This is a genomic window from Kitasatospora dryopteridis (genome assembly GCF_050749075.1).
GTDB lineage: Bacteria > Actinomycetota > Actinomycetes > Streptomycetales > Streptomycetaceae > Kitasatospora.
Genome location: NZ_CP192749.1, coordinates 6,368,035 through 6,379,891, shown reverse-complemented (window position 1 = coordinate 6,379,891; position 11,857 = coordinate 6,368,035). Strand labels below are relative to the sequence as shown.

Sequence of the window (11,857 nt, the reverse complement as noted above, 5' to 3'; positions counted from 1 at the left end):
CTCGCGTGGTGGGCCCCCTCTCGGCCGTTCCTCTCGTTCCGCTTCCGACGTTCGAGAGGCTCCCCTCGGCCGAGAGGGGGCCGGGCGGCGCGCACGGGCACGACCGAAGTGCCTCCGGGAGGGTGGCGCGCCGCCGGTCTGGGTCGACCGGCAGGGGCGGGCAGGGCCTCGGCCCGCTGCCGGTCGGGTTACGGCCTCCTGGCGGCGCGGGCACGACCGGACAGGTACACGCCGCCAGGAGGAGTCGGGGGACGGGTCAGACCGTCCGGCCGGAGAGCCGCTCGACGCCGCGCAGCAGCGCGGAGTGGTCGAGCGAGCCGTCGCCGTTGGCACGGGCGGAGGCGACCAGCTGGGCCACCACGGCCCCCACCGGCAGGGCGGCGCCGACGGCGCGGGCGGCGTCGGTGACGATGCCCATGTCCTTGTGGTGCAGGTCGATCCGGAAGCCGGGGGCGAACTCGCGGTTCAGCATGTTCGCCCGCTTGCGGTTGAGCACGGTGGAGCCGGCCAGACCGCCGCCGAGCACCTCCAGCGCGGCCTGCAGGTCGACGCCGGCGTTCTCCAGGAAGACCACGGCCTCGGCGAGGACCTGGATGTTGACTGCCACGATCAGCTGGTTGGCGGCCTTCACGGTCTGGCCGGCGCCGGCCGGGCCGACGTGGATCACCGTGGTGCCGAGGGCGTCGAACAGCGGCTTCGCCTCGGCGAAGTCCTCCGCCGCGCCGCCGACCATGATCGACAGGACGGCCTCGATCGCGCCGGCCTCGCCGCCGGAGACCGGGGCGTCCAGGGTGCGCACGCCCTTGGCCCTGGCCGCGGCGTCGACCTTGATCGAGGTCTGCGGGGTGATCGAGGACATGTCGATCACGAGGGTGCCGGGCTGCACGTTCTCCAGCACGCCGCCCTCGCCGAGGATGACCTCCTCGACCTGCGGGTCCGCGGGGACCATGGTGATGACGACCTCGGCGTCCTTCACCGCGTCCGCGATGCCGGTGGCACCGTGGCCGCCGGCGGCGACCAGGGCGTCGATCTGGGGCTGGGTCAGGTTGTAGCCGGTGACGTGGTGGCCGGCCTTGACCAGGTTGGCGGCCATCGGGCTGCCCATGATGCCGAGGCCGATGAAGGCGATCTTGCGGCTCATCGCGTCGTGCTCCTTGCGTTGGGGAGGGTGGTGTGGGGGTGGCTCACTTCGCGGCGCGGAGCTCGCGCGGAAGCCACTCGAAGCTGTCGGCGCTGACGCCGGTGGAGGGCTTGTACTCCAGGCCGATCCGGCCCTGGTAGCCGGCGGCGGTGAGGCGGGCGAAGAGGTCCTCGAAGTCCAGTCCGCCGGTGCCGGGCTCGTTGCGGGCCGGGACGTCGGCGATCTGCACGTGGCCGATCCGGTCGGCGTACTTCTCGATCACCGCGGCCAGGTCCTCGCCGTTCCTGGCCAGGTGGTAGAGGTCGCAGAGGAACTTGGCGTTGCCGAGGCCGGTGGCCGCGTTGACCCTGTCCACGACCTCGATCGCCGCCTCGGCACTGAGCAGGGCGTAGTCCGGGGACTCGACCTCGTTGAGGGTCTCGATCAGCAGGATCGCGCCCACGGAGTGCGCGGCCCGGGCGGCGAGGACGAGGTTCTCCAGCGCCAGGGCGTCCTGCTCGGCCGGGTCGGTGCCCGCGATGCGGTTGCCGTACAGGGCGTTGAGCGCCTTGGTGCCGAGCGACCCGGCGAGGGCGGCGGCGACCGGGACGTTGGCCCGGAAGCGCTCGCTCTCGGCGGGCACCGAGGCGGTGCCGCGGGCGCCCTTGACGAGGTCGTCGAGGAAGTTGAGGCCGGTGAGCTGCACGCCCGCGTCGGTGAAGGCCTTGCGGAGCGCGTCCAGCTCGGCCGGCGACGGGTCGTGCTCCTCGCCGAAGGGCCACCAGAGCTCGGCGGCGGTGAAGCCGGCGGCCGCGGCGGCGGCGGGGCGCTCCAGCAGCGGGAGCTCGTTGAACAGGATCGACAGGTTGACCGTGTAGCTGTGCGCGGCGGCGGCAGTCACGTGCTCACCTTCCCTCTCTTCCGTTCCCGACTTCCACGATCCGGAAGGGGGATTCTGTCTGGTGGAAGCTTCGCCGAGGAGCTTCCGGGCCGTCAAGGCCGCCACAACAATTTGTTGAAGTGGCTGAACACGGCCGGTCGCACCGCCTCCGGGCTGTCCGATCACCCAGCCGCCCCGTGCGCCCGTGCGCCCGGTCCGGCCCTTGCGCGCGGCGTCTAGAGTGAGCGCGTGCGATTGATGGTGGAGTTCACGACAGAACCGTTCGAGCTGGACAGCTTCCCGGACCACGCCAAGGCAGCCCGCCGGGTCGTGGACGAGGCCGGCCTCGACGTCTCGGTCGGCCCGTTCGGCACCAGCGCCGAGGGCGATGCCGAGCAGACCCTGGCCGCCGTCACGCGCCTGCTGCGCGAGACCCTGGAGGCCGGTGCCACCCGGATCTCCGTCCAGATCAGCGTGCTCGGCGACGAGCAGTCCCCGGAAGGAGTGGGTACGCCGTGAGCAACGCCCCGGAACACCCGCTCACCGCGGCGATAAAGCCACTGCTGGACGCGGTGGGCGCCACCGCGGTCGAACCGGCCGAGGCCCGCCCGGACGACGTCGTCCTGGAGTGGGACGGCGAGGTGGCGGTGGCCGTGCGCCTGCCGCACCTCAGCAGTGCGCTCGACCGGCTGCTCGCCGAGATGACCCGCCAGTTCGACGGGCGCCCGCTGACCGAGCTCGACCGGGCCGAGAAGCAGCGGGTGGTGGCCCTGCTGGAGGAACGCGGCGCGTTCACCGTCCGGCACGGCGTGGAGACGGTGGCCTCGGCCCTGGGCGTCAGCCGCTTCACGGTCTACAACTACCTGAACCGGCAGGAAGGCGCCCGGAAGGGCTGACACCGCCCGCCCCGAGTCTTCACCCGGGCGGCGACCGGGCCCATTGGCGGATCACACACGACATCCCCCGGCGACCGGGCCCGCCGCGACACGTAACCACCAACCGTTCAACAAAGTGTTGACGGCCTCGGGTGGTGGATCTAGCTTGTGCGAGTGGCACCACTCTTCAGGAGGTCCACCCGTGACCAACCAACCCACCGCATCGACCGCGGACACCGGGGCCCTTGAGGCCCTGGCGGCGGCCCCGGCCGCCGAACTGCGGGAGACGCTGCTGGAGGTCTGCTCCAGCCCCCGCTGGGCCGAGGCGGTCGAGGCCGCCAGGCCCTGGCGGGACCGGCCGGCCCTGCTGGCCGCCAATGCCGCCGCCATGGCGGTGCTCACCGCCGACGACCTCGCCGACGCGATGGCCGGCCACGCCCGGATCGGCACGCCGAAGGCCGGCGACGCCACCTCCGAGCGCGAGCAGGCCGGCATCCGGGGAGCCGACACCGCACTCCTCGACGAGCTGCACGAGGCCAACGCCGCCTACGAGGCGAAGTTCGGCCACGTGTTCCTGATCTGCGCGACCGGCCGCACCGCCGGCACCATGCTCGCCTCGCTGCGCGAGCGCTTCCCCAACGACGCCGCCACCGAGAGCGAGATCGTCCGCGGCGAGCTGCGAAAGATCAACGACATCCGCATCAACCGGCTGCTCGACGGTCCGCAGGCCTCCGCCTGAGGACCCACGGGCAGCCCGTCCCCGCCACAGTGAAGGTCGTCCACCCCATGACTGGCATCTCCACGCACGTGCTCGACACCAGCCTCGGCCGGCCGGCCGAGGGCGTCCCGGTCGAGCTTGCGCTGAACACCGAGGGTGGCTGGAAGGTGCTCGGCACCTCCGCCACGGACTCCGACGGCCGGGTCAAGGACCTGCCGGCCGTGGAGGCGGGCTCGGTCGTCCGGCTGCTCTTCGACACCGCCGCGTACTACGCGGGGCGGTCCGAGGAGGCGCCGTTCTTCCCCGAGGTAGCGATCGTCTTCACGGTCGCGCCCGCGCAGCACCACTACCACGTGCCCCTGCTGCTCAACCCGTTCGGCTACTCGGTCTACCGCGGAAGCTAGTGGACCGACCTGGAAGCTTAGGAGCCATGCCATGGCCCATGTGCTCGGTCAGAACCAGTACGGCAAGGCGGAGAACCGCATCGTGCGGGTCTACCGCGACTCCACCCGGCACGAGATCAAGGACCTGAACGTCTCGGTCTCCCTGCAGGGCGAGTTCGAGGACGTCCACCTCACCGGCTCCAACGCCAACTGCCTCCCCACCGACACCACCAAGAACACCGTCTACGCCTTCGCCAAGGAGTACGGCATCGAGTCGGCGGAGGCCTTCGGCATAACGCTGGCCCGCCACTTCGTCGACAACACCGAGCGCGGCGTGGTGCACAGCGCCCGCATCCGGATCGAGGAGTACACCTGGGACCGCATCCGGACCCCGGACAGCTCCGCCCGCTTCATCGGCTCCGAGGAGGTCGGCCACTCCTTCGTCCGCAACGGCCAGGAGGTACGCACCTCCGAGATCGTCTACGACGGCGAGTCCGTCCAGGTGATCTCCGGCCTCAAGGACCTGGTCGTGATGAACACGACCAACTCGGAGTTCTGGGGCTACATCAAGGACAAGTACACCACCCTCCAGGAGGCCTACGACCGGATCCTGGCCACCCAGGTGACGGCCCGTTGGAAGTACGGCTACACCGGTCGCGACAACGAGCCCCAGCCGAACTGGAACCGCTCGTACAACCACGTGAAGCGCCACATGCTGGAGGCCTTCGCCGAGACGTACTCCTACTCGCTGCAGCAGACCCTGCACGCGATGGGCACCCGGGTGCTCAACAACCGCGCCGAGGTGGACGAGGTCCGCCTGGAGCTCCCCAACAAGCACCACTTCCTCGTCGACCTGGAGCCCTTCGGCCTCAAGAACGAGAACGAGGTGTACTACGCCGCCGACCGGATGTACGGCCTGATCGAGGGCACCGTGCACCGCGAGGGCGTCGTCCCGGTCATCCCCGTCGCCTGACGGCCGGGCCGGCGCACCCGCCCACGGGCCGGACGGCCGCCGCGGGGCACCTGTGCCTCCCCGCGGCGCCCGCACCCCGTCCGGCCCGGCCCGCCCGGCCCGCCCCGTCCGGCGGCCCGGGCGCACCACCCGCCGCACCACCCGCCGCTCCGCCCGCGGCGCCCCCTCAGCCCTCGCCCCCATAGGAGTTCACACCATGGCAGTCCAGCCCCCACCCGCCGACCAGCGGATCGTGATCGAGAACGTCGCCGTCGCGACGGTGGACGCGAACGACACCGAGTACGCCCGCGGCCACGTGGTGATCCTCGGCAACCGGATCGAGTCGGTGGGCGACGGCCCGGCCCCGCAGTGGCTGGACAACGTGGTGCGCCGGATCAACGGCGAGGGGCACCTGGTCACCCCCGGCCTGGTCAACACCCACCACCACTTCTACCAGTGGATCACCCGCGGCCTCGCCCAGGACAACATCCTCTTCGACTGGCTGGTCGCCCTCTACCCGACCTGGGCCCGGATCGACGACAAGCTGGTGCACGCGGCCACCCAGGGATCGGCCGCCGCCCTGCTCAAGTCCGGCTGCACCACCGCCTCCGACCACCACTACGTCTTCCCGCAGGGCGGCGGCGACATCCTCGGCGCCTCCATCGAGGGCGTGCAGGAGCTCGGCCTGCGCTTCACCGCGCTGCGCGGCTCCATGGACCGCAGCAAGAAGGACGGCGGCCTGCCGCCGGACCACGCGGTGGAGAGGACCGAGGACATCCTGATCGCCTCCGAGGCCGCCGTCGACACCTGGCACGACGCCTCCTTCGGCTCGATGCTGCACGTGGCACTCGCGCCCTGCTCCCCCTTCTCGGTCTCCACCGAACTCCTCAAGGAGTCCGCCGTGCTGGCGCGGCGCAAGGGCGTCCGGCTGCACACCCACGGCTCGGAGACGGCCGAGGAGGAGCAGTTCTGCAAGGAGCTGTTCGGCATGGGCCCGACCGACTACTTCGAGTCCACCGGCTGGCTCGGCGAGGACGTGTGGATGGCGCACTGCGTCCACATGAACGACTCCGACATCGCCAAGTTCGCCGAGACCGGCACCGGTGTCGCTCACTGCCCGTCCTCCAACGCCCGCCTGGCGGCCGGCATCGCCCGCGTCCCGGACATGCTGAAGGCCGGCGTGCCGGTCGGCCTGGGCGTGGACGGCACCGCCTCCAACGAGTCCGGCGAGCTCGGCACCGAGCTGCGCAACGCCCTGCTGATCAACCGCCTGCACGGCCGGCCGGACGCCCTGACCGCCCGTCAGTCGCTGCGCCTGGGCACCATGGGCGGCGCCCGGGTGCTCGGCCGGCAGAACGAGATCGGCTCGATCGAGCCCGGCAAGCTCGCCGACCTGGCCCTGTGGAAGATCGACGGCATCATGCACTCCTCGATCGCCGACCCGGTGGCCGCGCTCACCCTGGGCGCCCTGCCGCCGCTCGCCGTGCTCTTCGTCAACGGCAACGCGGTCGTCGAGAAGGGCGTGCTGACCACCGTCGACGAGGACCGGATCGCGCTGGCCTGCGCCCGCGCCGCGAAGGAGCTCGCCTCCCGCGTCTGATCCCAGGACTCCGGGCCGCGCCAGGGACGGTGCGCCACCCGGACTCCGCGGCCCCGGCCGGCCCGCAGCGGGCCGGGGCCGGCCGGAGCACGGCCCCCGGACCCACGGCGAGGGTCCGGGGGCTGCGGCGTGCCCGGATGTGATGGACCTGACACTGGCTGTCCGGCGCCTTGCCCTCCGGGAAGACACTGCTAACCTGCTCGGACGCCCGCGCCATGCGGGCCCCGTCCCGGGACCGCCGAGTCCCGTCCGCCCGGTGACGGCAATGCGAGATGCGACACGGACGGGAGCGGGGGAACCAGGTAAGTCGCCCTGGCCCCGCTTGCATGCTCGCGGACGGCCAGGGCTCGGGGTGAAGCCGCCCTCCGGCGGCCGGGCCACCTGACGGCCCGAATCCGACAGCTCACCTCGCAGGCGTCGTCGAGGAACAACTCCATGCCTGTTTCCGCCATCGCCCTCAAGGTGGGCGCGGTCGCCGGGCTCGGCCTGCTGGCCGTCCCCTTCCTGGGCAGCGCCGAGGCCGCCAACGTGCCCGAGGTGACCCAGGACCGGCTCGCGCCGGTCGCCATCGCCGCGGACACCGCGGCAGCCGCCTCCCTGTCCGTCCACTCCTCCGCCTGCTTCACCGCCCGGAGAATCGGCGTCGCCGTCCGCGACGCCGCCGGCAACAAGCTGGACTTCCCCGGTACCGCCCGCAACGTGCAGATCTGCCCCGACGGGGTCACCGTCACCACCGCCGCCCGCACCCTGCCGGCCGGCGTCTACACCGCCTTCGGCACCTGGCAGGACGGCAACCGGCGCTGGCACAACCTCCCGGTGCAGACGCTGGACGTCCGCAGCACCGGCACCCCGGCGCCGGCCCCGAGCCCGACCACGGCCCCGGTCGCGCCGAGCACCTCCCCCACGGCGAGCGCCACCTCGGCGCCCGCCACGCCGTCCGCGGCCCCGACCACGTCGGCCCCCAGCTTCACCGCCTCCCCGTCGGCGAGCTCCTCCCCCACCTCGACGGCCGGCGCGCCGACCTGGTCGGACGACTTCGACGGCGTGAACGTGCCGCTCGGCAGCTGGAAGGGCTGCTCCAACGGCTCGTCCATCACCGCCAGCCACTGCACCGGGCTGCCGGCCGCGGTGGACAGCAAGTGGTGGGCCTACCCGGACGGCTGGAAGGACACCAGCAAGAACGGCACCTACGCCCCGTCGAAGACGATGTCCATCGCCAACGGCCAGATGAACCTCCACCTCAACCGGGACGCCTCCGGCACCTGGGTCTCCGCGCCGGTGCCCAAGCTCCCGTCCGCCGGCGGTGACGGCGTCCAGTACGGGCGCTTCGAGGTGACCTGGAAGGCCACCTCGGCCGCCGGCTACAAGATGGCGTGGCTGCTCTGGCCGGACGACGGCATCTGGCCGCAGCACGGCGAGATCGACTTCCCCGAGGGCGACCTGAACGGCAAGATCGGTGCGTTCATGCACCGCGCCGACGCCACCTCGGGCAGCGACCAGGACGCCTTCTCCACCGGCGTCCCGACGGCCGGCGCGTGGCACACCTCGGCGGTCGACTGGCAGAAGGACGGCGTGACCTTCTACCTGGACGGCAAGGTGATCGGGCGCTCCACCGCGCGCATCCCCGGCAACGCGATGCACTGGGTGCTGCAGTCCGAGACGGCCCTCGGCGGCACCGTGCCCGCCGTGGGCTCCTCGGCGGACATCGCCATCGACTCGGTCAAGTTCTGGAAGGCCGGCTGACCTTCCTCGTCCGCCTGACCGGCGCCCTCCCCCCGGGGGCGCCGGTCAGGCGGTGCGGCCGAGCGTGGCGAGGTAGCCCCGCCAGCCGCCGTGGCCGGTGATCTCCCGGTGCACCCCGCGCTCGAGTTCGCCTCGGCGCAGCACCATGGACAGGCACGGGGTGCCGTCCTCCAGGGCGATCACGCCGAGCTCCAACTCCGGCGGCTCGCCGGGCAGGACGGTGTCGCGCAGGTGCTCCAGCGGGACGTCGTACAGCTCGCCCTCGATCGCCGAGCCGCTGCCGGGGTCGGGCAGCAGCCCGGGGCAGACGTCCCGGACGGAGAAGAAGCGGTGGCCGGGCGCGGTGCGCACCGGGCCGACCAGGTACTCGGCGACCAGCGGGTGGAACGGTCCGCCGGTCATGGCCTGGCCGTTGAAGAAGATGAGCGCCATGGGGAAGTGCCTCCGAAAACAGGCGTTCCGTACGGCTCCCGGTGCCGGGGCGGCGGGAGCCGTACGGAACGGTGAAATGTGGCGGGCGAGTTCGACGACCTGGAGGGGCGGCGGGACACCCGCGGGCGGATAGGTTGGGGTCAGTCGAGCAGGGGCAGCGCGGGCAGGGTGAGGAAGTCGACGAACTCCTCGGCCAGGGCGACCTGTTCGAAGAGCCTGGCGGCCTCGGCCCAGCGGCCCGCGGCGTAGGCGTCCGCGCCGAGTTCGGTGCGGAGCTCGGCGAGCTCCTCGGCCACGAGCCGGCGGACGAGCTCCGCGGTGGCCTTCTCACCGGTGTCGGAGAGCACGACGCCGTTGTTGATCCACTGCCAGATCTGCGAGCGGGAGATCTCGGCGGTGGCGGCGTCCTCCATCATGTTGAAGATGGCGACGGCGCCGAGGCCGCGCAGCCAGGCCTCGATGTAGCGGACGCCGACCTGGACGGCGTTGTGCAGGCCCGCACGGGTGCAGTGGCCGCCGGCGCCGGCGATGTCGAGCAGCTGGTCGGGGGTGACGGGCTCGGCGGGCGGCGGCGCGTCCTTCTGGTGCGGGCGGTCGCCGAGCACGGCGTCGAAGCTGGCGCGGGCCACCGGGACGAGGTCCGGGTGGGCGACCCAGGAGCCGTCGAAGCCGCCGGCCGCCTCGCGGTCCTTGTCGGCCTTGACCTTCTCGAAGGCGGCCGCGTTGACCTCCGGGTCCCTGCGGGAGGGGATGAACGCGGCCATGCCGCCGATCGCGTGGGCGCCGCGGCGGTGGCAGGTCTGCACCAGCAGGCGGGTGTAGGCGGCCATGAACGGCGAGGCCATGGTGACGCTGTTGCGGTCCGGCAGGATGTAGTGCTCGCCGGCGTCGCGGAAGTTCTTGACGATGGAGAAGAGGTAGTCCCAGCGGCCCGCGTTGAGGCCGGCCGCGTGGTCGCGCAGCTCGTAGAGGATCTCGTCCATCTCGAAGGCCGCGGTGATGGTCTCGATCAGCACGGTGGCGCGGATCGTGCCGTGCGGGATGCCGAGCTCGGCCTGCGCGTGGGTGAAGACGTCGTTCCACAGCCGCGCCTCGAGGTGGCTCTCGGTCTTCGGCAGGTAGAAGTACGGGCCGGAGTTCGGGTCGCCGGTGCCGCGGGCGAGCAGGCGGGCGGCGTTGTGGAAGAAGTAGAGGCCGAAGTCGAGCAGGCCGCCGGCGACCGGGGTGCCGTCGACCAGCAGGTGGGTCTCGTCGAGGTGCCAGCCGCGCGGGCGGACGACGACGGTGGCGAGTTCGGCGGCGGGCTTCAGGGTGTAGGCCTTGCCCGCGGGCGAGGTGAAGTCGATCCGGCCCTCGAAGGCGTCGATCAGGTTGAGCTGGCCTGAGACGACGTTCTCCCAGGTGGGCGAGGTGGCGTCCTCGAAGTCGGCGAGCCAGACCTTCGCGCCGGAGTTGAGCGCGTTGATCACCATCTTGCGGTCGGTGGGGCCGGTGATCTCCACCCGGCGGTCCTGGAGCGCGCGGGGCGCCTCGGCGACCTTCCAGTCGCCCGCCCGGACGTCGGCCGTCCCGGGCAGGAAGTCGAGGGTGCCGGCGGCGGCGATCTCGGCGCGGCGGGTCTTCCGTCGGGCGAGGAGCTCCTGGCGGCGGCCTTCGAAGGCGCGGTGGAGCCCGACCACGAAGGCGACGGCCTCCGGGGTGAGCACCTCCTCGGCGCGGGCGACGCGCGGACCGGCGACCGTGACGACCGGGGCGGCGGACGATGCGCCGACAGGTCCCTGATCTGCAGCCATGGGCAGGACACTCCTTGGACGGTTGAGCCAGCACTGGGGGTTCCTCCGACGGGAACTCCCGAGATCCGGACCCCCCTGCGGGCGGGTTCCGTTCTGTACAGTGGAGCCTAGTTTCCGCGATACAGAATTTCAACGGTTTGTTGATGCGATCGCCGGGACTCTACTCCTCCCCCGACAGCGAAGGAAACACCGGTGGCCAGCACTCCCGCCGCAGACCGGACAGGCACCGACCGCTCCGGCGGCGTGCAGTCCGTCGAACGCGCCTTCCACCTCCTGGAGGCCCTGGCCGACGCCGGCGGCACGGCCGCGCTCAGCGAGCTGTCCGCCAGCTCCGGCCTGCCGATGCCGACGATCCACCGTCTCATCCGTACCCTCGTCCAGCAGGGATATGTCCGACAGGACACGGCCCGTCGGTACACGCTCGGCCCGCGGCTGATCCGGCTCGGGGAGACCGCCGGCCGGCTGCTGGGGAGTTGGGCCCGCCCCTACCTCGCCGAACTGATGGAGGCCACCGGGGAGACGGCGAACCTCGCCGTCCTGGAGGGCGGCGAGGTGGTGTACGTCGGGCAGGTGCAGTCGCGGCGCTCGATGCGAATGTTCACCGAGGTCGGCCGCCGGGTGCAGCCGCACTGCACCGGCGTCGGGAAGGCGCTGCTGGCCCAGCTGCCCGAGGACGAGGCCCGCGCCGTCCTGGGCACCCGGCCGCTGCAGGCGCACACCCCGTACACGCACACCGACCCTGCGGAACTGCTGCGGCACCTGGCGGCGGCCCGGGACTCCGGCTACGTGGTCGACGACCAGGAGCAGGAGATCGGCGTCCGCTGCATCGCGGTCGCCGTGCCGGGCGCCCCGACACCGACCGCGCTGTCGGTGTCCGGCCCCGAGGCCCGGATCAGGGCCCTGGAGGCACAGGACGGCGACACCGCGCTGGTACCGGTGATGCGGCAGATCGCCGCCCGGCTCGGCCGGGTGCTGGCGCCCTGACGGGGCGCCAGCACCCGTGACCGGCAGGGGGGTTCAGCTCAGGCTGAGCTCCCCGGTCTGCGCCGCGGCCACCGAGAACACGGTGAGCTCCGGCTCGGTGCCCACCCGGCGGAAGAGCGCCGGGGCGGCAGGTCGCTGAGGTGCGTTGCGCACCGCCTCCAGCGCGGCCATGTCGCGCCACAGGCTCTGCACCCGCCAGTGACCGCCCGGGCCGCGGAGCAACTCGGTACGGACGAGGCCTTCGGGCAACGGCCCGGACACCAGTTCGCGATACAGGGCCACCAATTCGGCCTCCCGCTCCGGCGCGACGACCGCGCCGACCTCACTCAGAACCTGTTCGGTCATGGCACTCACCTCCGGACCTCCAACGTACGCCG

At 72.3% G+C, this 11,857-nt stretch carries 13 protein-coding genes and 1 riboswitch; of the genes, 8 read left to right on the top strand and 5 right to left on the bottom strand.

What is annotated here, in order from left to right; all coding sequences use genetic code 11:
* Positions 1 to 256 precede the first annotated feature (256 nt).
* Complete coding sequence (locus ACQ614_RS28745) at positions 257 to 1,141, bottom strand: 2-hydroxy-3-oxopropionate reductase (protein WP_431681722.1); 885 nt, start codon at positions 1,139 to 1,141, stop codon at positions 257 to 259.
* 43 nt (positions 1,142 to 1,184) lie between these two features.
* Positions 1,185 to 2,021 carry a TIM barrel protein gene (locus ACQ614_RS28740; protein WP_431681721.1) on the bottom strand — a complete coding sequence of 279 codons (837 nt, stop codon included), beginning with the start codon at positions 2,019 to 2,021 and terminating at the stop codon, positions 1,185 to 1,187.
* 228 nt (positions 2,022 to 2,249) lie between these two features.
* Between ACQ614_RS28740 and ACQ614_RS28735 the strand changes: the two genes are divergently transcribed.
* The 7 genes from ACQ614_RS28735 to ACQ614_RS28705 all read left to right on the top strand — a co-directional run bounded on the left by ACQ614_RS28735 (position 2,250) and on the right by ACQ614_RS28705 (position 8,271).
* Positions 2,250 to 2,519, top strand: coding sequence for a thiamine-binding protein (locus ACQ614_RS28735; RefSeq protein ID WP_431681720.1), 270 nt, complete (start codon positions 2,250 to 2,252; stop codon positions 2,517 to 2,519).
* The gene (locus tag ACQ614_RS28730) at positions 2,516 to 2,896 is read left to right on the top strand and encodes a helix-turn-helix domain-containing protein (protein ID WP_431681719.1); all 381 of its coding nucleotides are present in this window, start codon (positions 2,516 to 2,518) and stop codon (positions 2,894 to 2,896) included. Before ACQ614_RS28735 ends, ACQ614_RS28730 begins: the two co-directional genes overlap by 4 nt.
* 181 nt (positions 2,897 to 3,077) lie before the next feature.
* The gene (gene uraD, locus ACQ614_RS28725; RefSeq protein ID WP_431681718.1) at positions 3,078 to 3,614 is read left to right on the top strand and encodes a 2-oxo-4-hydroxy-4-carboxy-5-ureidoimidazoline decarboxylase; all 537 of its coding nucleotides are present in this window, start codon (positions 3,078 to 3,080) and stop codon (positions 3,612 to 3,614) included.
* A gap of 47 nt (positions 3,615 to 3,661) precedes the next feature.
* Complete coding sequence (gene uraH, locus ACQ614_RS28720; RefSeq protein ID WP_363488908.1) at positions 3,662 to 3,997, top strand: hydroxyisourate hydrolase; 336 nt, start codon at positions 3,662 to 3,664, stop codon at positions 3,995 to 3,997.
* Between the two features lie 31 nt (positions 3,998 to 4,028).
* On the top strand, positions 4,029 to 4,949 hold the full coding sequence (pucL, locus tag ACQ614_RS28715; protein ID WP_431681716.1) for a factor-independent urate hydroxylase: 921 nt from the start codon (positions 4,029 to 4,031) through the stop codon (positions 4,947 to 4,949).
* 196 nt (positions 4,950 to 5,145) lie between these two features.
* Positions 5,146 to 6,528: an 8-oxoguanine deaminase gene (locus tag ACQ614_RS28710; protein WP_431681715.1), complete on the top strand. Its 1,383-nt coding sequence runs from the start codon at positions 5,146 to 5,148 to the stop codon at positions 6,526 to 6,528.
* Positions 6,529 to 6,784: 256 nt separating this feature from the next.
* Positions 6,785 to 6,960: riboswitch (cyclic di-AMP (ydaO/yuaA leader) on the top strand.
* A gap of 3 nt (positions 6,961 to 6,963) precedes the next feature.
* Positions 6,964 to 8,271 carry a family 16 glycosylhydrolase gene (locus ACQ614_RS28705; RefSeq protein WP_431681713.1) on the top strand — a complete coding sequence of 436 codons (1,308 nt, stop codon included), beginning with the start codon at positions 6,964 to 6,966 and terminating at the stop codon, positions 8,269 to 8,271.
* Between the two features lie 45 nt (positions 8,272 to 8,316).
* Here the strand turns inward: ACQ614_RS28705 and ACQ614_RS28700 are convergent, their stop codons facing one another.
* Together ACQ614_RS28700 and aceB are read right to left on the bottom strand one after the other, a co-directional pair.
* The gene (locus ACQ614_RS28700) at positions 8,317 to 8,703 is read right to left on the bottom strand and encodes an allophanate hydrolase-related protein (protein ID WP_431681711.1); all 387 of its coding nucleotides are present in this window, start codon (positions 8,701 to 8,703) and stop codon (positions 8,317 to 8,319) included.
* A gap of 140 nt (positions 8,704 to 8,843) precedes the next feature.
* A complete protein-coding gene (aceB, locus tag ACQ614_RS28695) occupies positions 8,844 to 10,496 on the bottom strand; it encodes a malate synthase A (RefSeq protein ID WP_431681710.1) in 1,653 nt (550 codons plus the stop codon).
* Positions 10,497 to 10,688: 192 nt separating this feature from the next.
* On the opposite strand from aceB, the gene ACQ614_RS28690 reads away from it, so the two are divergent.
* Entirely contained in the window at positions 10,689 to 11,480 is a 792-nt protein-coding gene (locus tag ACQ614_RS28690) for an IclR family transcriptional regulator (protein ID WP_363488896.1), read from the top strand.
* 33 nt (positions 11,481 to 11,513) lie between these two features.
* Here ACQ614_RS28690 and ACQ614_RS28685 read toward each other — a convergent pair whose 3' ends face one another.
* Positions 11,514 to 11,825, bottom strand: a complete 312-nt coding sequence (locus ACQ614_RS28685; protein WP_431681708.1) for an antibiotic biosynthesis monooxygenase — start codon at positions 11,823 to 11,825, stop codon at positions 11,514 to 11,516.
* Positions 11,826 to 11,857: the final 32 nt, after the last annotated feature.

Excerpts from the sequence above, each read along its gene's own strand:
- ACQ614_RS28745 (WP_431681722.1), bottom strand. The coding sequence starts at position 1,141 with ATGAGCCGCAAGATCGCCTTCATCGGCCTCGGCATCATGGGCAGCCCG.
- uraH (WP_363488908.1), top strand. The coding sequence starts at position 3,662 with ATGACTGGCATCTCCACGCACGTGCTCGACACCAGCCTCGGCCGGCCG.
- pucL (WP_431681716.1), top strand. The coding sequence starts at position 4,029 with ATGGCCCATGTGCTCGGTCAGAACCAGTACGGCAAGGCGGAGAACCGC.
- ACQ614_RS28710 (WP_431681715.1), top strand. The coding sequence starts at position 5,146 with ATGGCAGTCCAGCCCCCACCCGCCGACCAGCGGATCGTGATCGAGAAC.
- ACQ614_RS28705 (WP_431681713.1), top strand. The coding sequence starts at position 6,964 with ATGCCTGTTTCCGCCATCGCCCTCAAGGTGGGCGCGGTCGCCGGGCTC.
- ACQ614_RS28700 (WP_431681711.1), bottom strand. The coding sequence starts at position 8,703 with ATGGCGCTCATCTTCTTCAACGGCCAGGCCATGACCGGCGGACCGTTC.
- aceB (WP_431681710.1), bottom strand. The coding sequence starts at position 10,496 with ATGGCTGCAGATCAGGGACCTGTCGGCGCATCGTCCGCCGCCCCGGTC.
- ACQ614_RS28685 (WP_431681708.1), bottom strand. The coding sequence starts at position 11,825 with ATGACCGAACAGGTTCTGAGTGAGGTCGGCGCGGTCGTCGCGCCGGAG.